The 22,947-nt window shown below is 68.2% G+C and carries 24 protein-coding genes; 15 read left to right on the top strand and 9 right to left on the bottom strand.

Features of this window, described 5'->3' with window-relative positions:
* The first annotated feature begins 30 nt into the window (after positions 1–30).
* Positions 31–837: a ParA family protein gene (locus tag E3T49_RS02145; RefSeq protein ID WP_134423658.1), complete on the top strand. Its 807-nt coding sequence runs from the start codon at positions 31–33 to the stop codon at positions 835–837.
* Between the two features lie 67 nt (positions 838–904).
* Here the strand turns inward: E3T49_RS02145 and E3T49_RS02140 are convergent, their stop codons facing one another.
* From E3T49_RS02140 to ku, 5 genes are all read right to left on the bottom strand, one after another.
* A complete protein-coding gene (locus tag E3T49_RS02140) occupies positions 905–1,456 on the bottom strand; it encodes a MerR family transcriptional regulator (RefSeq protein ID WP_134423043.1) in 552 nt (183 codons plus the stop codon).
* 112 nt (positions 1,457–1,568) lie between these two features.
* Entirely contained in the window at positions 1,569–2,267 is a 699-nt protein-coding gene (gene ftsR, locus E3T49_RS02135; RefSeq protein WP_134423041.1) for a transcriptional regulator FtsR, read from the bottom strand.
* Positions 2,267–2,680: an FHA domain-containing protein gene (locus E3T49_RS02130; RefSeq protein ID WP_134423657.1), complete on the bottom strand. Its 414-nt coding sequence runs from the start codon at positions 2,678–2,680 to the stop codon at positions 2,267–2,269. Before E3T49_RS02130 ends, ftsR begins: the two co-directional genes overlap by 1 nt.
* 88 nt (positions 2,681–2,768) lie before the next feature.
* Positions 2,769–3,383, bottom strand: coding sequence for a CDP-alcohol phosphatidyltransferase family protein (locus E3T49_RS02125; protein ID WP_277613075.1), 615 nt, complete (start codon positions 3,381–3,383; stop codon positions 2,769–2,771).
* A gap of 47 nt (positions 3,384–3,430) precedes the next feature.
* Positions 3,431–4,294, bottom strand: a complete 864-nt coding sequence (gene ku / locus E3T49_RS02120) for a non-homologous end joining protein Ku (RefSeq protein WP_134423039.1) — start codon at positions 4,292–4,294, stop codon at positions 3,431–3,433.
* A gap of 68 nt (positions 4,295–4,362) precedes the next feature.
* On the opposite strand from ku, the gene E3T49_RS02115 reads away from it, so the two are divergent.
* Positions 4,363–6,843 carry an ATP-dependent DNA ligase gene (locus E3T49_RS02115; RefSeq protein ID WP_134423037.1) on the top strand — a complete coding sequence of 827 codons (2,481 nt, stop codon included), beginning with the start codon at positions 4,363–4,365 and terminating at the stop codon, positions 6,841–6,843.
* A gap of 112 nt (positions 6,844–6,955) precedes the next feature.
* On the opposite strand, the gene E3T49_RS02110 is transcribed toward E3T49_RS02115, so the two are convergent.
* Positions 6,956–7,408 (bottom strand): NUDIX domain-containing protein, encoded by a 453-nt coding sequence (locus E3T49_RS02110; protein WP_134423035.1) that lies wholly within the window; start codon positions 7,406–7,408, stop codon positions 6,956–6,958.
* A 146-nt stretch (positions 7,409–7,554) separates the two neighbouring features.
* A complete protein-coding gene (locus E3T49_RS02105) occupies positions 7,555–8,082 on the bottom strand; it encodes an adenine phosphoribosyltransferase (protein ID WP_134423033.1) in 528 nt (175 codons plus the stop codon).
* 155 nt (positions 8,083–8,237) lie between these two features.
* Here E3T49_RS02105 and idi point away from each other — a divergent pair, with 155 nt between their 5' ends.
* Genes idi through E3T49_RS02065 form a run of 8 tightly spaced genes read left to right on the top strand, consistent with a single transcriptional unit; the run spans position 8,238 to position 14,294 of the window.
* On the top strand, positions 8,238–8,777 hold the full coding sequence (gene idi / locus E3T49_RS02100; RefSeq protein WP_134423031.1) for an isopentenyl-diphosphate Delta-isomerase: 540 nt from the start codon (positions 8,238–8,240) through the stop codon (positions 8,775–8,777).
* Positions 8,770–9,813, top strand: coding sequence for a polyprenyl synthetase family protein (locus tag E3T49_RS02095; RefSeq protein ID WP_134423029.1), 1,044 nt, complete (start codon positions 8,770–8,772; stop codon positions 9,811–9,813). Before idi ends, E3T49_RS02095 begins: the two co-directional genes overlap by 8 nt.
* Positions 9,810–10,703 carry a phytoene/squalene synthase family protein gene (locus E3T49_RS02090; protein ID WP_134423027.1) on the top strand — a complete coding sequence of 298 codons (894 nt, stop codon included), beginning with the start codon at positions 9,810–9,812 and terminating at the stop codon, positions 10,701–10,703. Before E3T49_RS02095 ends, E3T49_RS02090 begins: the two co-directional genes overlap by 4 nt.
* Positions 10,700–12,304 (top strand): phytoene desaturase family protein, encoded by a 1,605-nt coding sequence (crtI, locus tag E3T49_RS02085; protein ID WP_134423025.1) that lies wholly within the window; start codon positions 10,700–10,702, stop codon positions 12,302–12,304. Before E3T49_RS02090 ends, crtI begins: the two co-directional genes overlap by 4 nt.
* Positions 12,301–12,651, top strand: coding sequence for a lycopene cyclase domain-containing protein (locus E3T49_RS02080; RefSeq protein WP_134423023.1), 351 nt, complete (start codon positions 12,301–12,303; stop codon positions 12,649–12,651). The genes crtI and E3T49_RS02080 overlap by 4 nt, the downstream gene beginning before the upstream one ends.
* Positions 12,648–12,953, top strand: coding sequence for a lycopene cyclase domain-containing protein (locus E3T49_RS02075; protein ID WP_134423021.1), 306 nt, complete (start codon positions 12,648–12,650; stop codon positions 12,951–12,953). Before E3T49_RS02080 ends, E3T49_RS02075 begins: the two co-directional genes overlap by 4 nt.
* On the top strand, positions 12,950–13,852 hold the full coding sequence (locus tag E3T49_RS02070; RefSeq protein ID WP_134423019.1) for a prenyltransferase: 903 nt from the start codon (positions 12,950–12,952) through the stop codon (positions 13,850–13,852). The genes E3T49_RS02075 and E3T49_RS02070 overlap by 4 nt, the downstream gene beginning before the upstream one ends.
* A gap of 40 nt (positions 13,853–13,892) precedes the next feature.
* Entirely contained in the window at positions 13,893–14,294 is a 402-nt protein-coding gene (locus E3T49_RS02065) for an RNA-binding S4 domain-containing protein (RefSeq protein ID WP_134423017.1), read from the top strand.
* A 266-nt stretch (positions 14,295–14,560) separates the two neighbouring features.
* On the opposite strand, the gene E3T49_RS02060 is transcribed toward E3T49_RS02065, so the two are convergent.
* Together E3T49_RS02060 and E3T49_RS02055 are read right to left on the bottom strand one after the other, a co-directional pair.
* On the bottom strand, positions 14,561–16,018 hold the full coding sequence (locus E3T49_RS02060; protein WP_134423015.1) for a phytoene desaturase family protein: 1,458 nt from the start codon (positions 16,016–16,018) through the stop codon (positions 14,561–14,563).
* A complete protein-coding gene (locus E3T49_RS02055) occupies positions 16,011–17,450 on the bottom strand; it encodes a lipase maturation factor family protein (RefSeq protein WP_134423013.1) in 1,440 nt (479 codons plus the stop codon). The genes E3T49_RS02060 and E3T49_RS02055 overlap by 8 nt, the downstream gene beginning before the upstream one ends.
* Before the next feature lie 154 nt (positions 17,451–17,604).
* Here E3T49_RS02055 and E3T49_RS02050 point away from each other — a divergent pair, with 154 nt between their 5' ends.
* The 5 genes from E3T49_RS02050 to E3T49_RS02030 are packed head-to-tail and all read left to right on the top strand — an operon-like array spanning position 17,605 to position 22,888.
* The gene (locus tag E3T49_RS02050) at positions 17,605–18,672 is read left to right on the top strand and encodes a LacI family DNA-binding transcriptional regulator (RefSeq protein WP_241972591.1); all 1,068 of its coding nucleotides are present in this window, start codon (positions 17,605–17,607) and stop codon (positions 18,670–18,672) included.
* 51 nt (positions 18,673–18,723) lie between these two features.
* Positions 18,724–20,025, top strand: coding sequence for an extracellular solute-binding protein (locus tag E3T49_RS02045; protein ID WP_134423011.1), 1,302 nt, complete (start codon positions 18,724–18,726; stop codon positions 20,023–20,025).
* Between the two features lie 3 nt (positions 20,026–20,028).
* The gene (locus E3T49_RS02040; RefSeq protein WP_134423009.1) at positions 20,029–20,985 is read left to right on the top strand and encodes a carbohydrate ABC transporter permease; all 957 of its coding nucleotides are present in this window, start codon (positions 20,029–20,031) and stop codon (positions 20,983–20,985) included.
* A complete protein-coding gene (locus tag E3T49_RS02035) occupies positions 20,982–21,815 on the top strand; it encodes a carbohydrate ABC transporter permease (RefSeq protein ID WP_134423007.1) in 834 nt (277 codons plus the stop codon). Before E3T49_RS02040 ends, E3T49_RS02035 begins: the two co-directional genes overlap by 4 nt.
* 2 nt (positions 21,816–21,817) lie before the next feature.
* A complete protein-coding gene (locus E3T49_RS02030; protein ID WP_134423005.1) occupies positions 21,818–22,888 on the top strand; it encodes a glycoside hydrolase family 130 protein in 1,071 nt (356 codons plus the stop codon).
* Positions 22,889–22,947: the final 59 nt, after the last annotated feature.

The raw sequence follows: 22,947 nt of genomic DNA, 5'->3' as shown, positions 1-22,947 counted from the left end.
CCAAGACTAGTGAAGGTAACGTATCTACTTGTGCACGTACTAAGCGTTAGCTCCCTCAAGGGAGGAGTAGGCAAGACCACAGTGACCCTGGGTCTGGCGTCTGCTGCCTTCGCCCGCGGCGTACGGACCCTGGTTGTGGATATCGATCCGCAGTCGGATGTGTCCACCGGGATGGACATCGAGGTCTCCGGCCACCTCAACATCGCCGATGTCCTCGCCTCCCCCAAGGAAAAGGTCGTGCGCGCCGCCATCGTGCCCAGCGGCTGGACACGTGGCCGCCCCGGAACCATCGACGTGATGATCGGCAGCCCCTCAGCCATCAACTTCGACGGCCCGCACCCGAGCATCCGCGACATCTGGAAACTCGAAGAGGCCCTCTCGACGGTGGAGAAGGACTACGACCTCGTGCTGATCGACTGCGCACCCTCGCTCAACGCCCTCACCCGCACGGCGTGGGCGGCCAGCGACCGGGTCGCCGTGGTCACCGAGCCCGGCCTGTTCTCCGTGGCCGCCGCCGACCGCGCCCTGCGCGCGATCGAGGAGATCCGGCGTGGCCTGAGCCCCCGGCTCCAGCCGCTCGGCATCATCGTCAACCGCGCCCGGGTCGCGTCCCTCGAGCACCAGTTCCGGATCAAGGAACTGCGTGACATGTTCGGACCCCTCGTACTCAGCCCGCAGCTGCCGGAGCGCACCTCACTGCAGCAGGCTCAGGGCGCCGCGAAGCCGCTGCACACCTGGCCCGGCGACAGCGCCCAGGAGATGGCCCGCTATTTCGACCAGCTGCTCGAACGCGTGCTGCGCACGGCCCGGATCGGCGAGTACGCCGAACAGCGCTAGTCGCCCTCGGTCGCACAACGCCGGTCGCAGGCTGAGCCCGGCCGGACGCTCAGCGACGGCGGAGCGTTCAGGACACCTTGCGATTGCCTCGGCGCACAGAGAGTTCGTCTGTGGGGTCGACGGGCAGAGTGTCGAGTTCGACCAGGCTGGTCTCGACCTCGCGGAGCACCTTGCCCACGGCGATGCCGAAGACACCCTGGCCCCGGCTGACGAGGTCGATCACCTCATCGTTCGACGTGCACAGGTAGACGCTGGCACCGTCGCTCATCAGGGTGGTCTGGGCCAGGTCACTGACACCGGATTCGCGCAGCTGGTTCACGGCGGTACGGATCTGTTGCAGTGAGATGCCCGTATCGAGCAAACGCTTCACGAGTTTCAGAACCAGGATGTCCCGAAAGCCGTAGAGACGCTGGGAACCGGAACCGGCCGCGCCACGCACGGTGGGCTGAACGAGTTCGGTGCGGGCCCAGTAGTCGAGCTGACGGTAACTGATTCCGGCGGCCCGAGCCGCCACGGCACCGCGATAGCCGGAATTATCATCGAGCTCGGGCATCCCGTCGGTGAAGAGCAAGCCGAGTCCGTAGCGAGCGGCATCGTCACGCTGATTGAGCTCGCTCATACGTTTGCCTCTCGGGTGGGACTGCGATTCGAATGATCGCTGCATCTACGCTACCGAGGTCACGGCCCCGATCAACGACATCCGGTCGAGCAAATTGGCGTGTCGGGCTCGTCTACCTGGTCAGGCGACCCAAGGCCGACCTGATCAGGCTACCGCGGATCACCTCGAGCTGCCCGGCGATCTCGACGGCCATCTCGGCCGCCTTGGCCCGGCTCGACGCATCCTTACGGCGGGAGAGGGGAACAAGTGCGCTCTCGATCAGACCGAGTTCACGTTCGGCGGCACCGCGGAATCCGCGCAGGTGCCGGGGCTCGATGCCGCTGCGCTGCAACTCGACGAGGGCTCGCAGCACGCTGAGCGCATCGTCTCCGTAGAACTCGGCCGGCAGGATGATCGACGCGGACACGGCGTCGTGCAGCAGCGACGCTGAGGCGTCGGCTTCGCGCAGAAGTTCGTCGCGGTCGAGGCGGCGCACAGTGGACAGCATCGACGGTCCCGGCGTCACTCCCCCGGGCAGCGTGGGCGAGAGACCCGCGTCGAGGTCGTCGAGGTAACTCCGGATCACCTTCAGCGGGAGGTAGTGGTCGCGCTGCATGGACAGGACCAGGCGCAAGCGGTCAAGATCGCCGGCGCAGAATTTGCGGTACCCGGATTCCGTGCGCGCCGGAGAGACCAGCCTCTGCTCTTCGAGGAACCGGAGTTTCGAGGGGGTAAGATCCGGGAATTCGGGCGTCAGGCGCGCAAGAACCTGACCGATGCTGAGAAGTGACGTCGCGCCCGTCGCTCTGGCCTGGGCGGCGGACGCGGGCACTACTCGCTCGCCAGAAGCTTGAGGTCGTGGCGCGAGGCGTAGAACGTCAGCCGGAACTTGCCGACCTGGACCTCGGCTCCGTCGTGCAGCAGCGCCTTGTCGATCCGCACCCCGTCGAAGTACGTTCCGTTCAGGGACACCAGGTCCTTCACCTCGAAGGTCGTGCCGCTGCGCAGGAACTCCGCATGCCGACGGGAAACCGTGACGTCATCAAGGAAGATATCCGCGTTGGGATGCCGGCCGACCGTCGTCACGTCCGCATCGAGCAGGAACCGGGCACCCGAATTCGGGCCCCGACGCACAATGAGCAGAGCCGAACCGGACGGGAGAGCCGCGATGGCTTCCTGTTCCTCGACCGTCACGTCGCCGTCGATCGATGCCAATTGGGCAGCGAACTCCTGGCCGAACGTCATCGTCGTATCGGTGTTGGAATAGTTCTCGGGCGCGACTTTGCGTTGGGGTTCATTCGTCTTTTTGGAATCAATCACCGTACACCTCCTACTACTCCAGCGTATCGGATGGACGGGGCGGATTTACCCGCGGGAGACGAATAACCCGGGCTGTTTCGACGGCGTAGATTATGCCCGCCCACCAGTAAAGAAAAGCGCCCCAGAGTCCGAACGCCCACCCCAGCGGGAGGGACCACCACGACACCGCGGGGAAGGCCTCCCCCAACATGATCATCGGCAGCGCATAGAACAGGCAGAACGTGGCGACCTTGCCGAGCTGATGCACGGGAAGAGGCCCGAATCCGTAGTTCGCGAGCACCACGCCGAGGCCGAGCAGGAACACGTCGCGGCCCACGATCACCAACACGATCCACCATGGAACCAGGTCGCGCCAGGCCAAGCCGAGGAGGGCGGCGAAGATGTACAGCCGATCCGCCGCCGGATCGAGAAGCTGACCGAGCCGGGTGATCTGGCCGAAGCGGCGGGCCAGGAAGCCGTCGAGGAAATCGGTGAGACTGGCGACCGCCAGGACCAGGAGCGCCCAGGCATCCTCGCCCTGAACCAGGACGACCAGGAAGACGGGGACCAACGCCAGTCGGAGCATGCTGAGCAGATTGGGCACGGTGAGCACTTTCGAACTGACGATCGTGCTCTCTGCCCCTGTCACAATCCCCGAGTCTACCGACGCGCCGCCCGAAGAGAAATGCGGCCTCGTCAGCGGCCCGCTGCCCGTTTTCGATTCTTGCCGGCGGGTTTGTCGGATTTCTCCGCTGTTGCGCCCCCCGCCGTGCTGCGGCTGCGCTCCACACTGCGCCGAAGGGCATCCATCAGGTCGAGGACCTCTCCACCGCCCTCCTCCCCTGCCCCGGGTTCCCGGCCGAACGTGAGCTCCGTGTCGACGGCGTCGCCTGCGGCGAGCTTCGCCTCGAGCAGCTCCCGGAGCTGGTCCTGGTAGTCATCCCGGAAGTCCTGCGGAGAGAAATCAGCGGCGAAGGAATCGACCAGGGCGGCCGAGAGTTCCAGTTCCTGGGCGGAGATGCGCACGGACTCCTCCAAAATCGGGAAGTCGACGGCCCGCACCTCGTCCCCCCACAGCAACGACTGCAGCAGCAGCACGTCGCCGCGGACCCGGAGCGCGCCCAGACGGGTCTTCTGCCGCAGAGCGAACCGCACGATCGCGGTGCGGTCGGTGGCCTCGAGGGCGCGGCGCAGCAGCACGTAGGCCTTGGACGAGCCGGACGGTTCGAGGAAGTAGCTGCGCTCGAACATGATCGGGTCGAGCTGGTCGCTCGGCACGAACTCGACGACCTCGATCTCCCGGCTCCTCTCCGCCGGCAGCGTGCGCAGGTCCTCGTCGGTGATGACGACTGTCTTGTCGCCGCTGTCCCAGGCCTTGTCGATGTGCGCGTAGTCGACGACCCGGCCGCAGCGCTCGCACCGGCGCTGATAGCGGATGCGCCCGCCGTCGGCGTCGTGCACCTGATGCAGGGCGACGTCGTGGTCTTCGGTCGCGCTGTAGACCTTGACGGGCACGTTGACGAGACCGAACGTGATCGCGCCCTTCCAGATCGATCTCATTCCTCCAGTACACACCCGGCGCGCCGAGGGGGCTAGGCACGCTGTGACGGCAAGAGCATGCTGGTGCCATGAACGAGAGGCCGGACTCCCTGGACTCCCGCCAGGTCGTCAGCGTCGGCGGCCATCGGATCACGCTCACCCACCTCGACAAGGTGCTCTACCCCGAATCGGGAACCACGAAGGCGGATGTTCTGCAGTACTACGCCTTCATCGCCGACGTGATGATTCCGCACACCGCCAACCGCCCGGCAACCCGGAAAAGGTGGGTGCACGGCGTGGGCACCGGCGACGAACCCGGACCCGTCTTCTTCCAGAAGAACCTGGACCAGTCGACGCCGAGCTGGGTGAAGCGCCGCTCGATCACGCATGCGAATCATGTGAACGAGTATCCGCTGGTCAACGATCTCGCGACTCTGACCTGGCTGGCGCAGATCTCCGCCCTGGAGATCCACGTTCCGCAGTGGCAGTTCGGCCGCGGCGGAACCCCGCGCAACCCGGACCGGCTCGTACTCGACCTGGACCCCGGAGAAGGGGTCACCCTCGACGAGTGCGCGGAGGTCGCCCGGCTGGCCCGGGCCATCCTGCGGGGCATGGGCCTGGACCCGCTGCCGGTCACCAGCGGAAGCAAGGGCATCCACCTGTACGCCCCGCTGGACCTCACGCACACCGCTGCCGAGGTATCCCAGGTCGCGCACGAACTGGCCCGGGCGCTCGAGGCGGACCATCCGAACCTGATCGTCAGCGATATGAAGAAGGCGCTCCGCCCCGGGCGGGTGTTCGTGGACTGGAGCCAGAACAACGCCAGCAAGACGACCATCGCCCCGTATTCGCTGCGCGGCACGCTGCATCCGATGGTGGCCATGCCGCGGACCTGGCGCGAACTCGCCTCCCCCGGGCTGGCCCAGGTCGACTACAAGCAGGCGATGCACCGGGTGCAGCGCAGCGGTGACCCGCTGGCCGGGCTGCTCGAGGCCCATTCCGGACGCCGGGCCACGGATGCCGGCGGCGCCGCTGACCGGGCGGGAGCGGATGCCGGGGCGCTGGCCGTCTATCTCGGCAAACGAGACGCTTCCCGCACCCCGGAGCCGATGCCGACGGGTGCGCCGTCGGCATCCGACGGTTCCTCATTCGTCATTCAGGAACACCACGCCCGCAACCTGCACTTCGACTTCCGGCTCGAGCACGACGGGGTGCTGGCCTCGTGGGCGCTGCCCCGCGGGGTGCCCACCGATCCGGCCCGGAACCGGCTCGCGGTGCGCACCGAGGACCATCCGCTCGAATATGCAGCATTCGAGGGCGAGATTCCCGCCGGAGAATATGGGGCGGGGAGCGTGAGCATCTGGGACCAGGGCCACTATGACCTGGAGAAATGGCGGGACGACGAGGTGATCGCCGTCTTGCACGGTGAAGCAGGCGGCGGGCTCGGCGGCACGCGCCGATTCGCACTGATCCGCACGGCGGGCTCCGGCAGGGGCGACCGGAGTTGGCTGATCCATCTGATGAAGACACGACCTGCCAGGCCGGCCGGAGCGGTGGGCACCGGGGCGGCGGCGGGGACCACCGCTCGGACCGGGCCCCGCACCCGCTACGGGCCCATGCTCGCCACGCCGGGTTCCATCGCCGCCCTGCCGGCCGAGGACGATTGGAGCTACGAGATGAAGTGGGACGGCATCCGCGCGCTCGCCTATCTGGCGGCCGACGATCCCGACCAGGCCGTGCACCTGTTCACCCGCAACGGCAACGACGTCACGCAGGCGTACCCGGAGCTGGTGCGGGCGTTGCCGGGGGCTGTACCGGCCGACTCGGCCGTGCTCGACGGAGAGATCGTGGCCCTGGACGCCGGCGGACGGCCGGACTTCGGTCTGCTGCAGACGCGACTGGGACTGACCGATCGCCGTCAGATCGAGGCGAGCGAGGCATCCGTACCGGTGCAGTTCCTGGCCTTCGACGTGCTCGAACGCAACGGTCAGCCGCTGCTGGACCTGGCGTACACGGAACGGCGCCGCGTGCTCGAGGAGATCGTGACCGGAACCGGCGCGGTGCAGGTACCGCCGGTTTTCACGGGCGATTCCGCCCAGGCCCTGGCGGCCAGTCGCGAACTCGGCCTTGAAGGGATCGTCGCCAAGACCCAGGCCGGGCGCTACGAGGCCGGGCGGCGGTCCCGGTCCTGGATCAAGATCAAACATCATCGGAGTCAGGAGGTGGTGATCGGCGGGTGGCGGCCGGGCAATGGGCGGCGACGGGAAACCCTGGGGTCGCTGCTGCTGGGAATTCCGCACGGTGACGCACTGATCTACATCGGCCGGGTGGGGTCCGGATTCCGGGACCGTGACCTCGACGCCCTCCGGGCGAGACTCGACCCGATCGCCGCCGCGGAGAACCCCTTCACGGACATTCCGGATGCCGACTCCCGGGAGGCAGTCTGGGTGCGCCCGATTCTGGTGGGCGAGGTGGAATTCGCCGAGTGGACGGTGACGGGGAGACTCAGGCATCCGGTCTGGCGCGGCTGGCGGCCGGACAAGTCACCGGCCGAGGTGGTGCGGGGATAGGGGGGCCGGTTTCGACAGGCTCAACCACCGGGTTTCGACAGGCTCAACCACCGGGTTTCGACAAGCTCAACCACCGGGTTTCGACAGGCTCAACCACCGGGTTTCGACAGGCTCAGCCGCCGAGTCGGGCGAGCAGGGCGGGCCAGCTGGCGGCGAAGCCCGGATGCAACGGCAGCGCGTCGACCTGGTGGGTGGGCACCCAGCGCAGCGCGATGCTCTCCTGGTCGCTGATCACGGGCTCGAAACGCTCTGTGGCACGCACCACGACCGTCGTGTAGGACCAGAAACCGAGGTCGAGCACGGAGCTGAACTGCACGGAGACCAGCTCCGGGGGCACGCCGGCCTCCTCGCCGGCCTCCCGGAGCGCCGCCTCGAGGGCGCTCTCGTGTTCATGGCGTGCACCGCCGGGCAGCCCCCAGGTGTCACCCTGATGGCTCCAGAGCGCGCGGTGCTGGAGAAGCACCCCCAGCTCTGTGTGGTGCACGAGCAGGCCGGCCGCGCCGTAGAGCCCCCAGAATTTGCGGCCGTCGGGCCCGTACACCCACCTGTCGCCGTTAGTGCTCATGGCTCAAGCATGCGCCACGTCCCCGGGAAAACACACTGTGTTCCGGCGAGCATGCGGCTCACGGCGCAGGTTGTGGAAGGTGGCGCACGGTACAACGTGCGCCGGCTTCCATAGGGTGCGCCACGACGGGTGGACGGAGGGGGAGGCTAAAGGGCGACGATGGCGTGCACGGGGGCGTCGCCGAGCCGGGTGCGACCGACCAGTTCGGTGAGCTCGAGCACGACGCCGACGCCGGTGAGACGGTAGCCGGCGCGCTCGACCAGCCGGGAGGTCGCGGCGATCGTTCCGCCGGTGGCCAGCACATCGTCGACGACCAGCACCCGGGCGCCCGGGGCGAGCTGACCGACCTCGAGCTCGAGGCAGGCGGAGCCGTATTCCAGGTCATACTCCTCGCTCAACACGGTGCCGGGGAGCTTGCCGCCCTTGCGCACGGCCAGAACGGCGACATCCGCCGCGTAGCCGATGGCCGCGGCCAGCAGGAACCCGCGCGCTTCGATGCCCGCCACGGCGTCGAACTCACCCCGGAACCGCCCGGTGAGCTCATCGATCAGCGAGCGGAATGCGCTCGCGTCGGCGAACACCGGGTTGAGGTCGCGGAACAGGATGCCCGCTTGCGGGAAGTCCGGGTAGGACGCGAGGAGAGAGTTGACATGGGCTGCAGCGGGTGTTGGCACCCCTTGAGTTTAAGCGCTCGACCGAGGGCTGCCGGACGAGCCTCCCGAAGGGCGGGAATGGACGGTTCGGACAGGCCTCCGTGCTAGCCTCGATTTAGCTAATAAGGTTAGGTACTTTATCCGGTATCGTGACTGCATCACCGAAGGGATGGCTAATGCGGCCGGTCGAAGTGCTCGAAGAACTGGTGGTCCTGCTGGACGAGTCCGGCCGCGAAATCGGCACGGCCCCGAAGCTCAGCGTGCACGATACGGACACCGCGCTTCACCTCGCTTTCTCCTGCCACGTGCTGAACTCGGCCGGCGAGGTTCTCGTCACCCGACGTGCCCTCGCGAAGAAGACCTGGCCGGGCGTTTGGACCAATTCCTTCTGCGGACATCCGCTGCCCGGTGAGTCGTTCACGGACGCCATCGAACGCCGCGCCCGGTACGAACTGGGCCTTCAGATCACGAACCTCCGCGTCACTCTGCCGGACTTCCGCTACCGCGCCGTCGACAGCAGCGGCATCGTCGAGAACGAGATCTGCCCGGTGTACGTCGCCAGCGCCGCCACTGACCCGCAGCCCAATCCAAACGAGGTCATGGAGTTCGCCTGGGTCGAGCCTGCCGCCCTGCAACGGTCCGTGCGAGACGCCCCGTGGGCATTCAGCCCCTGGCTGGGGCTGCAGCTCCAGGAATTGACCAGCTTCAATGCATGAAATCCAGACGGTCGGGGTAGGGACGGAGCTGCAGCGTTTCTTTGCTGCCGCCCGCCTGCGTGCCAGTGACTACGGCGATCACTATGTCGCGCTCTGGGACTCCCTCGAGCACGCCAGCAGTGGCGGCAAGCGCGTGCGCCCAGCGCTGGTCCTGGCTGCGTTCACCGGCCTTGGCGGCACCGATCTCACTCTGGCCACCCCGGTCGCAGTCAGCTTCGAGCTGCTGCACACGGCCTTCGTGATTCACGACGACGTGATCGACCACGATCTCGCCCGCCGCGGCGTGGCCAACATCGCCGGGCGGTTCGCCGAGCGAGCCCTCGCCCACGGCGCCGGCGACCAGGCCGGGGCGTGGGCCGCGACGGCCGCGATCCTGGCCGGCGACCTCGCGCTGAGCGAGGCCCACCGCGCCCTCGCGATGCTCCCCGTCGAGCTCGAACTGCGCGGCCGACTGCTCGACCTCCTCGACCGCGCCGTCTTCATCTCGGCCGCAGGGGAACTGGCCGACGTCACCAATGCCGCATCGAAGCATCCGCTCACGGTGGCCCAGGTCGTCTCCACCCTGGAGCAGAAGACCGCGGTCTACTCGTTCGAGGCGCCCCTGCAGGCCGGAGCCATCCTGGCCGGCGGCTCGGACGAGGCGATCGGCGTGCTCGGCTCTTACGGCCGCCTGATCGGCGTGGCCTTCCAGCTGACCGACGACATCCTCGGAGTGTTCGGCGACCCGGAGAAGACCGGCAAGAGCGTGCTCACCGACCTCCGCGAGGGCAAGCAGACCACCCTGATCGCCCACGCGGGCACCACCACCGGCTGGCCCGAAATCGCACCCTACATCGGCAAGCCCGATCTCACCGAGGCGGAGGCGGCAACCGTGCGGGGCCTGCTGCGGGCCTGCGGCGCCCTGCAAGCAGCGGATGAGCTGGCCACCGACCACCTCAATCGCGCCGTGGCCGCGCTCGACACGGCCGCCGTGCCGGCTCCACTGCGCGAGATGCTCACCGTTCTGGCCGGCACCGCCGTGAATCGCACCCGATGAAGCGCGACCGCCCAACCGATCACACCGGAATCGCCAAGTACAACGCCGCGGCGCGCGCCAGCTCCGCCACGGTCATCGGTCACTACTCCACCTCCTTCGGTCTCGCCGCCCGGCTCCTCGAGCCGCGCGTGCGCAGCCAGGTGCGCACGATCTATGCCCTTGTCAGGGTGGCCGACGAGATCGTCGACGGTGCCGCCAGCCAGGCCGGGGTCAGTCTTGACGGCCAACGGGAACTCCTCGACGACCTCGAACGGGAGACCGTCCAGGCCATCGTCACCGGTTTCAGTACCAACCTGGTCGTGCACGCCTTCGCAGCGACCGCCCGGGAAGCCGGAATCGACACCAGCCTGACCGCCCCTTTCTTCGCCTCGATGCGCCGGGACCTCGACCCGGCACCGTTCGACGCGGCCGGCGTGGCCGAGTACATCTACGGTTCGGCCGAGGTCATCGGGCTGATGTGCCTGCGCTGCTTCGTGCAGGACACGCCCCGCAGCGCCGACGAACTCCAGGTGTTGGAAACCGGCGCGCGGAGCCTCGGCGCGGCCTTTCAGAAGGTCAATTTTTTGCGCGACCTCGCCGCCGACCGCGACGCCCTCGGCCGCAACTACTTTCCCGGCGTGAACCTGCTGACCATGACCGAGACCCAGAAGAACGAGCTCCTCGACGACATGGACGCCGACCTCGACGCGGCCGCCCGCGTGCTGCCCATGCTTCCGGTGGGGAGCCGCCGCGCGGTCACCGCCGCACACCACCTCTTCGCCCGACTGTCGGCGAAGCTGCGAGTCACCCCTGCACGAGCATTGATGAGCGCCCGGGTACGGGTGCCGGATCCGGAGAAAATCATGATTGCACTCACCGCGTCGTTCGGTCCCGGAGCGTGGAAGCGATGAGCACCCCCGCCAAGCACACCGTCGTCATCGGCGGCGGCATCGCGGGGCTGGCCAGCGCCGCCCTGCTGGCGCGGGACGGCCACCAGGTCACCCTGCTCGAGAAGCATGCCACCCTCGGCGGCCGCGCCGGCTTCTGGGAGGTCGACGGGTTCCGGTTCGAGACCGGGCCGTCCTGGTACCTGATGCCGCAGGTCTTCGACCACTTCTACCGCCTGTTCGGCACGTCCTCCGCGGAGCAGCTCGACCTGACCCGCCTCGACCCCGGCTACCGCGTGTTCTTCGAGGGCATCACGGCGCCGGTGGACGTGGCGGCCGAGCGGGCCGACAACATCCGTCTGTTCGAAAGCCTCGAGCCCGGCGCGGGCGCGGCCCTGGACCGCTACCTCGTCTCGGCCAAAGAGACCTACGACATGGCCGTCAAGCGGTTCCTCTACACCAGCTTCGCCTCCTTCAAGCCGTTGCTGGTTCCGGATGTCCTCAAGCGGCTCGGCCGGCTGGCCCGCCTGCTGCTGCAGCCGCTCGACAAGTTCGTGGCCGGCTACGTCAAGGACCACCGGCTGCGCCAGATCCTCGGCTACCCGGCGGTTTTCCTGGGCTCCTCCCCCGACCAGACCCCGTCGATGTACCACCTGATGAGCCACCTCGACATGGCCGACGGCGTGCTCTACCCGCAGGGCGGGTTCACCCGGCTGATCGACAGCATCGCCGACATCGCGAAGGCCCAGGGCGTGACCGTGATCACCGAGGCGAGCGTCACGGCGATCCACACCACTCCGGGCGCCGCGACCGCCGTCGCCGGCGTCAGCTACCGCACCGCAGACGGCACCATCGTCACCCTTGACGCCGACACGGTCGTCTCGGCCGCCGACCTGCACCACACGGAGACCGAACTGCTGCCGGCATCCGCGCAGACCTACCCGGAGAGCTACTGGCAGAAGCGCGTGTCCGGCCCCGGCGCCGTGCTCGTGCTGCTCGGCATCAAGGGCGACCTGCCCGCGCTGCAGCACCACAGCCTGTTTTTCACGAAAGACTGGTCCGAGAACTTCGGCCGCATCTTCGGCAAGAAGACCAGTGTGCCCTCCCCGGCCTCCTTCTACGCCTGCATGCCCAGTGCCACCGACCCGGGCGTCGCCCCCGACGGCTACACGAACATGTTCCTGCTGGTGCCGATCCCCGCCGATCCGGGCCTCGGCCACGGCGGCATCAATGGGACGGGCTCGGCCGCGATCGAGAAGGTCGCGGACGACACCATCAAGCAGCTCAGCGACTGGGCCGGCATCCCCGACCTCGCCGAGCGGATCGTGGTGCGCCGCACCGTGGGACCCGGCGACTTCGCCGACGACCTGAACTCCTGGCGCGGCGGGGCCCTCGGCCCCGCGCACACCCTGCGTCAGAGCGCGTTCCTGCGCGGCTCCAACGCCTCCGCGAAGGTCGCCGGCCTGTTCTACGCCGGTGGCACCACGATCCCGGGCATCGGCCTGCCGATGTGCCTGATCAGCGCTGAAATCCTGCTGAAGCGCATCAACGGTGACACCTCCACCGGCCCGCTGGCGGAACCACTGCCGAACTCCGTGCGGGCACCGCTGCCGGAAGCACTGTGACGTTCGCCTACCTGCTGACACTGCTATTGAGCCTGGGGGCGATGGTTCTGCTCGACCATCGCTTCCGGCTGTTCTTCTGGTGGAACCCCGGGCGGGCTGCCATCGTGCTCGCCGCCGGGCTCGTGTTCTTCCTGGCCTGGGACCTCTTCGGTATCGGCCTAGGCATCTTCTACCGCGGCGAGACCACGCTGATGACCGGACTGCTGCTGGCCCCGGAGCTGCCCGTGGAGGAGTTCTTCTTCCTCACCTTCCTCTGCTATCTCACAATGAATGCCGTGCAGGGAGCGCACCTCCTCCTCGCGGCCAGGGCAACCCGGGGCGGCGTCGACGAGGGGAGCGACGGATGACGTACCTGCTCCTGAACACCGTCTTTCTCGTACTCGCCGGGGGCGCGTTCCTCGTGGCCGTGCGCCGCGGCCGGCTGTCCCGGCGCCGTATCGCCGCCGCCGCGATCGCCCTGGCTGCCGTGCTGGTGCTCACAGCTGTTTTCGACAGCATTATGATCGGGGTCGGGCTGGTCGACTACGACCCGAGTCGCATCTTCGGACTGCGGATCGGGCTGGCCCCGATCGAAGACTTCGCCTATCCCGTTGCGGCGGCGCTCCTGCTGCCGGCGCTCTGGGCACTGTCAGGAAAGAAAACCGAATGACTGAGACCCGCACCCCGCCGTTCTGGAAGACCCGGCAGGTGCTGCTCTCGTCGCGGCCGCTGAGCTGGATCAACACGGCCTTCCCCTTCGCCGCCGCGTATGTGGTGACCACCGGACGAGTGGACGCCCTGCTCGTGGTGGGCACCCTGTTCTTCCTGATCCCGTACAACCTCCTGATGTACGGCATCAACGACGTCTTCGACTACGAATCCGACCTGCGCAACCCGCGCAAGGGCGGCGTCGAGGGAGCCATGCTCGACCCGGGTCTGCACCGCACGGTGCTGGTCTCCGGGATCGTGACGGCACTTCCCCTGCTGGTAGCGATGCTCGTGCTGGCCGGCGCGGAGCATCCGTCGTCGTGGTTCATCCTGGCGGTGAGCCTGTTCGCCGTGGCTGCGTATTCGGTTCCGGGACTGCGGTTCAAGGAACGCCCGATCGTGGACTCGATCACCTCGAGCACGCACTTCGTGAGCCCCGCCGTCTACGGGCTCGCGGTGGCCGGTGCCGTCGTCACCCCCGGCCTGGTGGCCCTGCTCGCCGCCTTCTTCCTGTGGGGCATGGCCAGCCACGCGTTCGGTGCGGTGCAGGATGTCGTGCCCGACCGGGAAGGCGGCATCGCCTCGATCGCGACCGCCCTCGGTGCCGCCCGCACCGTGCGCCTCGCGATCACGTTCTGGGCTCTGGCCGGCGTGCTCATGCTCTTCACCGGGTGGCCCGGGTTGCTGGCCTCGGTGCTCGCGGTACCGTACATCCTGGCAGCCTGGCCATTCCGATCGGTCAGCGACGAGCGGGCCGAGACCGCCAATGCCGGTTGGAAGCGCTTTCTGTGGCTCAACTTCCTGACCGGCTTCCTGGTCACCATGCTGCTGATCGCCTGGGTGCTGCTCGGACCGTTCTAGCCTGCGGGCCGTTCCCGCCAGCGGGCCGTAGAGTCGAGGGATGGAACCGTTGACCTCCGCCCGCGTCGACAGCTGGACCTGGGCCGTGCGGATGTTCAAGACCCGCTCCCAGGCCACCGCCGCCTGCCGGGCCGGTCACGTGAAGGTGAACGGCGAGCGGGCCAAGTCCGCGCAGACCGTGCGGATCGGCGACGAGGTGCGGGTGCGGATCAGCGGTTTCGACCGCATCCTGATCGTGGCGAAGATCATGGTCAAGCGGGTCAGCGCGCCCGTCGCCGCGGAGTGCTTCGTTGACAAGACTCCCCCGCCGCCGCCGCGCGAGGAGGTTGCGCTGCTTCCGATGCGGGACCGCGGCGCCGGGCGCCCCACCAAACGCGAACGCCGCGAGATCGACAAGCTTCGGGCGCCCGTGGCGCTGCCGCCGGACCCCGACGAGGAGTAGCCGGTCGGGCCGCCCTGACGTCCGTGGGTCCGCGTTGGCCGCGCAGTGGGGTGCGTTGGCCGCCCACCGGCGTGCATAACTCCTGCACATTCTGCCGGTGCCATCGGACTCCCCCGTGATTCCGGGCCCAACACGGCCGCCGTCGGCGAATTGCAGGAGTTATGCACGAGGCGGGGCTCCGACCTGGCAGATCGCCGGCTCCTGCGTTCGGCACTGGCTGGGCAGCGCGGGACGGTCAGGCCAGCGCGGCGTCGGGCGCGGGGCTGTCAGGCCAGCGCGGCGTCGGGCGCGAGGCTCGGCAGCGACTCGATGCCGAACTCGTCGCGCAGGACCAGGGTGGCGGCGTACCAGCCGTTCATGCCGTGCACCGCCGGCCCCGGGGGCGTCGACGCGGAGCACAGGTAGAGTCCCGTGACCGGGGTCTTCCAGGGAGTCGGCGACAGCACCGGTCGCTTGACCAGCTGGCGCAGCGTGACGGCACCACCGAGGATGTCGCCGCCGACGAGGTTCGGATCGAGAGCCGCCAGGCCGCGCGCGCTGTGCGCCGAGCTGGCCAGCACGGTCTGCCGGAAGCCCGGCGCGAAGCGTTCGATCTGCCGCACGACTGCCTCGGTCGGGTCCTGGTCGGAACCGGCGGGCACGTGGATGTACGCCCAGAGCGTCTGCCGTCCGTGTGGCGCCCGGCTGAGGTCGAGCACGCCGGGCTGAGTCAGGAGCACGAACGGATGCGGCGCCAGGCGGCCCCGGGCCACCAGGCGCTCCGCCGCGCGCACCTCGGCCCGGCTGCCGCCGAGGTGCACCGTGGGAGCGAGGCCCACCTCCGGGTTCGCCCACGGCACCGGCCCGGACAGTGCGAAATCGACCTTCGCCGCGCCGCTGCCGTAGCGGTAGCGGCGGAGGCCCCGGCGGTAACGGGCCGGCAGGGACTCCCCCGCGAACCGCTCGAGGAACACCGGGGAGGTGTCGAGCACGGTGACCCGGGACGGCTCCAGATCGGTCGGGGACTGTACCTCCGTGCCCAGCCGCAGGGTTCCGCCGTGGGCGAGCAGGTCGGCGACGAGGGCGTCAGCGATGGCCTGCGACCCGCCGACCGGGTACGCCCAGCCGCCGGCGTGGGCGTGCGCGGCGAGCAGAAGACCGGCGCCGGCCGTGGCGAGGGAGGGCTGCCGGCCGGGTGCGTGGGCCGCCACGCCCGCGAAGAGGGCTGCGGCCTCCTCGCCGCGGAAGACCAGGCGCCCCAGCGCGGTGCCGAGGGCGACCGCCCGGGTGCCGTAATCGAGCACCGCGCGCGGGTCGTCCGGCCAGCGCAGCAGCTGGTTGCCGGTGAACGCCACGACGCCGTCGAGCCGGTTCAGCAGCGGCTGGAACACCTCGGCCCAGGCCCGGGAGTCCCGGCCCAGCCCGTCGGCCGTGCGGTCGATGCTGCGCCAGGCGAGAACGGCGCGTCCGTCGTCGAGCGGATGCGCATAGGAGATGTCCGGGGTGATGAACTGCACCCTGCTCGCGAGGCCGAACGCCTGGAAGAACGGGGACGCGAGGGCCGCCGGATGCACCGCGGAGCCCACGTCGTGCCGGAACCCGGGCAGGGTCAGCTGCTCGGTGCGCAGAGCGCCGCCGGCCCGGCTCTCCCGCTCGGTGACGTGCACGCTCAGACCGGCCCGGGCCAGCACGACCGCCGCGGCGAGCCCGTTGGGTCCCGCTCCGACCACATTCACATCAGGCACGGGACCTCCAGGACAGGGTGATCGGGGCCACGAGCAGGCCCACGTCCGTGCGCACCCACCACTCGCCGGTCTCGCGGCGCTCGGCCGGAGTGGAGAAGCGGTAGCGGTAGAGCCGGGCACGCACGTACCGGGGCGGAGCCTGCGGGAACGGATTGGCCCGCAGCATCCGGAGCGTGGGCCGGTCACCCTCGAGGAGGCGGACCAGGAGCATTTCGAACCACCGGGTGTCGCGGGCGCCGAGAGCCAGGAACCACATCAGCCAGTCGAGCCGCAGGTGGTACGGCGCGAACTGGCGGGGCCGGCGCACAGGGTCGCCCGGCTTACCGCGGAACTCGTAGGCGCGCCAGCCCGTCTCATCGGCCGGGTCGGCGGCGTCGCTTCCCTCGACGACCACCTCGTGACGCTGCCGGGTGACCGTGCCGAAGGCGCCGTAGGCGTTCACCAGGTGGTACCGGTTGAAGCTCGCATTCATCAGCTGCCGGCGGGCGAACAGGTTGCGCAGCGGCCAGTAGCTGAGCACGACCAGCAGCCCCGTGGCCAGGCTGACCACGAGAACGAACCAGAGGGGGGCATCCGGTGCGGCCTGCCCGGCCGGGAGCCACGTCAGTAGGGCGCGCAGCGTGCCGTCGTCGACCGCCGAGAAGGCCAGCACGATGGTGACCGCGTTCAGCCAGGCGAAGTTGCCGGTGAGCACCAGCCAGAACTGGCTCAGGATCACGATCAGGGCGGCGACGGATGCGATGGGCTGGGGTGCGAAGAGGAAGAACGGCACGACCAGCTGTGCGAAGTGGTTGCCGACGACCTCGGACCGATGGAACCAGCGCGGCAGGTGGTGAGCGAACCAACTGAGCGGATTCGGCATCGGCTGCGTCTCGTGATGGTAATAGAGGGCGGTCAGGTCGCGCCACTCCCGTCCGCCGCGGATCTTGATCAGGCCGGCGCCGAATTCCAGCCGGAAGAGCAGCCAGCGGCAGAACAGGATCACGAACAGTGGCGGGGCCACCTGCTCGGAGCCGAGGAAGGCCACCACGAACCCTGCCTCCAGCAGCAGGCTCTCCCAGCCGAACGAGTAGAAGGTCTGACCGACGTTGACGATGGAGAGGTAACCCGCGAAGAGCAGGAGGAAGGCCAGCATCGGCAGCCAGGGCGGGCCCTGCTGGGGCAGTCCGGCCACAAGGGCGGCGGCGAGGGTGGCGCCGGTCCAGGCGAGGATGCGGAGTACCCGGTCGGAGTAGTACCAGTGGAAGACGCTCGGTGACTGACGGAAACGCACGTGCGCGGTGAAGCGGGAAACCGGAAGCAGCCCGTGGTCGCCCAGCAGGACCGGGAATTGATTGACCGCCGAGATGAAGGCGATCAGGTAGCAGGCTGCCACCCCGCGCTGCAGCACCTGCCGCGCAAACTCGTAGTCTGCGGCCCCGAACCACTCCATTCCGCTCAATCTAGGCCTCCCCCGGCTCGCCTTCAATCAGCGTGCCCGATCAGGTGCCCCGGGAAGTCCGGCGTCCGCTTGACGGCGGGGACTAAACCGGTATAGCCTTTTCTAAACCGGTTCAGTGGGAATCGGCTGTCAATGAGGAGGCCCGGTGAACATTCCCGCGAATTTTCCTGCCAGCACCGCCATGAAGTCCACCGCCCCGAAGGTCACCATCGAGGTGGTCGCGAAGAAAGCGGGCGTCAGCAAGGGTCTGGTCTCCTTCGCCCTGAACAACCGCCCCGGCGTCTCACCGGAGACCAGGGTGCGCATCCTCGAGGTCGCGAAAGAACTCGGCTGGAAGCCGTCTCTTCGCGCTCGGTCACTCAGCACGCAGCGGTCCTACGCGCTCGGCCTCGTGATCGCCCGCAACCCGGATGTCCTCGCGTCCGACCCGTTCTTCCCCTCTTTCATCGCGGGCGTCGAAAGTATCCTCGCCCCGGAGGGCCGCGCCCTCGTGCTCAGCGTCGTCCCCGATGAGGAAACCGAGCTTCACACCTACCGCTCGCTCGTGGCCGACGGCCGGGTCGACGGGGTCTTCGTCAGCGACCTCCGCCACAATGACGCGCGCATCCCGCTCCTCGCCGAGCTGGGCCTGCCGGCGGTCACACTCGGACGCCCTGACGGCCCCAGCCCCTTCCCGGCGGTGACCGTGGACGACACCCCGGGCGTGATGGCATCCGTCGCCCACCTGGCCACCCTGGGTCACCGCCGCATCGCGCATGTCGCGGGCAGCTCAACCCTCCTGCACGGTCTGCGTCGCCGGGCGGCCTTCGCCGCCGCCCTCGAGGCGGCCGGCCTGCCCGCAGGCCAGACCGTCGAGACGGACTTCTCCGTGGCCGCCGGATCGGACGCCACCCGCCGCCTGCTCACCCAGGACCACCCGCCGACCGCAATCGTCTATGCCAACGACCCGATGGCCATCGCCGGCCTCGGCATGGCGCACGAGCTGGGCGTTCGCGTGCCCGACGAGCTCTCCATCACCGGCTACGACGACATCGACTTCTGCCGGTACGTCTACCCGCCCCTGACCACGGTCAGCGCCGCCCCCATGGTGTGGGGCCGCTCGGCGGCGAGCACGCTCCTGACTCTGATGGAGAACGGCTCGGCGGACGACGTGGACCTCCCGGCCGCCCGCCTCGTGGTGCGAGGCTCGACCGCCCCGCCGAGCGACAGGTAACAGTCTTACCGCGGCAAAGCTGCTGCGGGTTTCAAGGAAATGGAGTACAACATGCACACAAACGGATTGGCGAGGCGCCTTCTCGTCGTCACGGCGGCATCCGCCACCGTCGTCCTGGCCCTCAGTGCCTGCGCGTCCGGCGGGACCTCAGGGGACGCCGCCACCAAACGCGGGCCGATCACCATCTGGTACTCGAACAATGAGACCGAGATCGCCTGGGGCAAGCAGATGGTGGAAGCCTGGAACGCCGAGAACCCGGATGAAAAGGTGAAGGCCCAGGAGATCCCCGCCGGTAAGAGCAGCGAGGAAGTCATCGGAGCCGCCATCACGGCCGGCAACGCACCGTGCCTCGTCTTCAACACGGCTCCCGTCGCCGTGCCGCAGTTCGAGAAGCAGGGCGGCCTCGTCGACCTGTCCAGCTTCGAAGACGGCACCGCCTACATCGAAGAGCGCAGCGGAGCCACGGCCGAGCAGTACCAGAGCGCCGACGGCAAGTACTTCCAGATGCCGTGGAAGTCCAACCCCGTGATGATCTTCTACAACAAGGACATGTTCACCGCCGCCGGACTCGACGCCGAGAACCCGCAGCTCGCCACCTATGACGAATTCCTCGCCACCTCGCGCACCCTCGTCGAGAGCGGCGCAGCGCCGAACGCCATCTACCCGGCGCCCACCAGCCAGTTCTTCCAGAGCTGGTTCGACTTCTACCCGCTCTACGCCGCCGAAACCGGTGGCACGCAGCTGATCGAAGACGGCGAATCCACCTTCAACGACGAAAACGGCGAAAAGGTCGCCGAATTCTGGAAGACCCTCTACGCCGAGGGTCTCGCCGGCAAGGAGCAGTACCAGGGTGACTCGTTCGCCGATGGCCAGGCCGCCATGTCCATCGTCGGCCCGTGGGCCGTGTCGGTGTACAAGGACGCCGTCAACTGGGGTGCGGTTCCCGTTCCCACCAGCGATGGAATCGCCGCCGAGGAGACCTACACGTTCAGCGACGCCAAGAACGTCGGAATGTTCACGGCCTGCGAGAACCAGGCCACGGCCTGGGACGTGCTGAAATTCGCCACCAGCGAGGAGCAGGACGGCCAGCTGCTCGACCTGACCGGGCAGATGCCGCTCCGCCAGGACCTCCCCACGGTCTACTCGGAGTACTTCGCGGCGAACCCCGCCTACGAACAGTTCGGCGACCAGGCATCCCGCATGGTCGAGGTGCCGAACGTCTCCAGCTCGGTCGCCGCCTGGCAGGCATTCCGTGATGCGTACACGAAGGCGGTCATCACCGGCGAGGGTGATATCCCCGCCGCCCTCGACTCCGCCGCCGAGAAGATCAACACCCTGATCGCCAAGCCGTAACCAATGGCTTTCGCAACCAAGAGCCGGACCGCCGCCGGGAGGAGCACGACTCCTCCCGGCGGGGGCTCCCCCCGACGCAAACGCCCGCTTCTGGGCAAGAACCCGTTCGGGCTCCTGCTCAGCGCCCCGTACCTCATCTTCGTCCTGGCGGTCTTCGCATACCCGCTGGTCTTCGCCTTCTGGATGTCGCTCCACGACTACTTCTTCGCCGCCCCCGGCGCAGACGTGGACCGGCCCTTCGTCGGCCTGGACAATTTCCGGGAAGTGCTGGCCGACCCGGCCATCATCCGTTCGTTCGGCAATGTGGGAATCTTCCTGCTGATCAACGTGCCTCTGACCGTCGTGCTCTCGCTCGTGCTCGCGACGGCGCTGAACAAGGCCGTCCGGTTCCGCACCTTCCTGCGCGTGGCCTACTACGTGCCGTATGTGACCGCGAGTGTCGCCGTCGTCGGCGTCTGGATCTTCCTGTTCAGCGGCAACGGCCTCGTGAACCAGATTCTCGGGCCGCTCGCCCCCGATCCGGCCTGGTTGATCAACGAGGACTGGGCCATGCCCACCATCGCGATCTTCGTCACCTGGAAGGGCCTCGGATTCTTCATCCTGCTCTATCTGGCCGCCCTGCAGAACGTCTCGGAGGAGCTCTACGAGGCTGCGTCGACGGATGGCGCGGGCAAGATCCGCAGTTTCTTCTCGGTCACCGTTCCGGGCGTGCGCCCGGCGACCGTGCTCGTGCTGCTGCTCTCAACGGTCACCGGCGCCAACCTCTTCACGGAGCCGTACCTGCTCACCGGCGGCGGCGGCCCCAACGGGGCATCCTCATCGCCCGTGCTGATGATGTATCAGCGCGGGATCGAACAGGGGTCCCCCGACACGGCGGCCGCGATCGGCGTCATCCTCGTGATCGGAGTTCTGATTCTCGCGTTCATCCAGCGGAAGCTTGCGGGCGGTGACGAATCATGAGCCGCGGGCAGAACATCCTGCGGGGCGTGGTGCTCACGGTCGGGGCCCTCGTGTTCCTGTTCCCCTTCTACTACATGGTCATCGGCTCGCTGCAGGCGACACCGGACCCGACCGTCGCCGGCGCGTTCCCGAACCCCGCCAACCTGACGCTCGACAACTACGGTGACATCAACAGCCGGATCAACCTGCTGCAGGGGCTGCTCAACTCGGGGATCTTCACGGGCGGCGTCATCCTCTGCACCGTGGTCTTCGGTGTTCTGGTGGGCTACGCCCTCGCCCAGCTGCAGTGGCGCGGACGCGGAGTCACCTTCGCTCTCGCCCTGCTGGTGCAGGTCGTGCCGTTCCAGCTGCTGATGATCCCGCTCTACGTGATGATCGCCAGGGACTACGGCCTCGCCGACAACTACCTGGGCATGATCCTGCCGTTCGCCATCAACTCGACGGCCGTCATCATCTTCCGGCAGTACTTCCTGCAGATCCCCAAGGAGCTGTTCGACGCCGCCCGCATCGACGGTGCCGGTGAACTGCGGATCCTGCGGCGGATCGCCCTCCCGCTCGTGCGGCCGGCCCTGCTGACCGTCGTACTGCTGACCTTCATCGGCCCGTGGAACGAGTTCCTCTGGCCGTTCCTGATCACCAAGGAGGCGTCCCTCCAGCCGCTCGCGGTGTCCCTGGCCAATTACCTCAGCAACGTCGCGGCCACCGCGGCGAACCCGTTCGGGGCGGTCCTTGCCGGGGCCTGCGTCCTGGCCGGTCCTGCTGTGATCCTGTTCATCCTCTTCCAGCGACACTTCGTGTCGAACAATATCGGTTCCGGCGTGAAAGGTTAGAAATGCCCAACCCCACCGAATTCCCGTACACCCTGACCCGAATGGGCGTCATCATGACACCCGAAGAGGGCAACGACCTCGAGGCCGAGGGGGTGCTGAACCCCGGCACCGGGCACACTGCGGACGGGACGCTGTATCTGCTTCCGCGCCTCGTCGCCACCGGCAACGTCTCCCGCGTCGGAATCGCGAAGGTCATCATCACCGACGGTGTTCCCACCGGCGTCGAACGCGAGGGAATCGTGCTCGAGCCCGACCGCGGCTGGGAACGCGGCGCCAACAACGCCGGTGTCGAAGACCCCCGGGTGACCTTCATCCCCCGGCTCGGACTGCACGTGATGACGTACGTCGCGTACGGACCCCTCGGCCCCCGCACGGCCGTTGCCGTGTCCTCGGACCTGCGCGAGTGGCGCCGGCTCGGCCCGGCGCTGTTCGCCTTCGACGACGCCCTGGACATGGACCTGAACCTGTTCCACAACAAGGACACCGTGTTCTTCCCCGAGCCGGTCGCCGGCCCGAACGGAGTGGAGAGCTTCGCCGTGCTGCACCGTCCGATGTGGGATCTGGGCGAGGTCAAGCCGGGTGAGGGCATCCGTGTTCCCGCCGGAGTGACCGACACCCGGCAGAGCATCTGGATCAGCTACGTTCCGGTCGCCGATGTGCTCGCCGACATCACGAAGCTCACCTTCTGGAGCGGCCACCGCTTCTTCGCGGGGCCGGAATTCCCCTTCGAGGAGCTGAAGATCGGCGGCGGCCCTGCACCGCTGCGCGTACCGGAGGGCTGGCTGCTGATGCATCACGGCGTCACCGGAACCATCAACGGTGCGTTCTCTCAGCAGCAGAAGGTGAACTACTCGGCCGGGGCGATGATCCTGGACGCGAACGACCCCACCATCGTGCTGCAGCGCACCTCGGAGCCCCTGTTGAAGGCGGAGACGCCCGACGAGATCAGCGGAATCGTGCCGAACGTGGTGTTCCCGACCGCGATCGAGGAGATCGAGGGGCAGCTCTTCGTGTTCTACGGCATGGCTGACTCGAAGATCGGTGTCGCGCGCCTGGATCGCGTGGGAGCGTAGGCCCTCGGGCCTTCTCGTTGCACGGGCGGTCGTGCCGGGGTCGTTCCCGGCGGGACCGC

Origin of the sequence: Cryobacterium cryoconiti (genome assembly GCF_004403065.1) — a bacterium.
Lineage (GTDB): Bacteria > Actinomycetota > Actinomycetes > Actinomycetales > Microbacteriaceae > Cryobacterium > Cryobacterium cryoconiti.
The sequence above is the reverse complement of the archived record's forward strand: the minus strand, read 5'-3'. Positions and strand labels throughout refer to the sequence as shown.

Coding starts and splice junctions, on each gene's coding strand:
- E3T49_RS02140 (WP_134423043.1), bottom strand. CDS start 1,456: ATGAGCGAGCTCAATCAGCGTGACGATGCCGCTCGCTACGGACTCGGC.
- E3T49_RS02130 (WP_134423657.1), bottom strand. CDS start 2,680: ATGACGTTCGGCCAGGAGTTCGCTGCCCAATTGGCATCGATCGACGGC.
- ku (WP_134423039.1), bottom strand. CDS start 4,294: ATGAGATCGATCTGGAAGGGCGCGATCACGTTCGGTCTCGTCAACGTG.
- E3T49_RS02115 (WP_134423037.1), top strand. CDS start 4,363: ATGAACGAGAGGCCGGACTCCCTGGACTCCCGCCAGGTCGTCAGCGTC.
- E3T49_RS02110 (WP_134423035.1), bottom strand. CDS start 7,408: ATGAGCACTAACGGCGACAGGTGGGTGTACGGGCCCGACGGCCGCAAA.
- idi (WP_134423031.1), top strand. CDS start 8,238: ATGCGGCCGGTCGAAGTGCTCGAAGAACTGGTGGTCCTGCTGGACGAG.
- E3T49_RS02095 (WP_134423029.1), top strand. CDS start 8,770: ATGCATGAAATCCAGACGGTCGGGGTAGGGACGGAGCTGCAGCGTTTC.
- E3T49_RS02090 (WP_134423027.1), top strand. CDS start 9,810: ATGAAGCGCGACCGCCCAACCGATCACACCGGAATCGCCAAGTACAAC.
- crtI (WP_134423025.1), top strand. CDS start 10,700: ATGAGCACCCCCGCCAAGCACACCGTCGTCATCGGCGGCGGCATCGCG.
- E3T49_RS02075 (WP_134423021.1), top strand. CDS start 12,648: ATGACGTACCTGCTCCTGAACACCGTCTTTCTCGTACTCGCCGGGGGC.
- E3T49_RS02070 (WP_134423019.1), top strand. CDS start 12,950: ATGACTGAGACCCGCACCCCGCCGTTCTGGAAGACCCGGCAGGTGCTG.
- E3T49_RS02065 (WP_134423017.1), top strand. CDS start 13,893: ATGGAACCGTTGACCTCCGCCCGCGTCGACAGCTGGACCTGGGCCGTG.
- E3T49_RS02055 (WP_134423013.1), bottom strand. CDS start 17,450: ATGGAGTGGTTCGGGGCCGCAGACTACGAGTTTGCGCGGCAGGTGCTG.
- E3T49_RS02045 (WP_134423011.1), top strand. CDS start 18,724: ATGCACACAAACGGATTGGCGAGGCGCCTTCTCGTCGTCACGGCGGCA.
- E3T49_RS02040 (WP_134423009.1), top strand. CDS start 20,029: ATGGCTTTCGCAACCAAGAGCCGGACCGCCGCCGGGAGGAGCACGACT.
- E3T49_RS02035 (WP_134423007.1), top strand. CDS start 20,982: ATGAGCCGCGGGCAGAACATCCTGCGGGGCGTGGTGCTCACGGTCGGG.
- E3T49_RS02030 (WP_134423005.1), top strand. CDS start 21,818: ATGCCCAACCCCACCGAATTCCCGTACACCCTGACCCGAATGGGCGTC.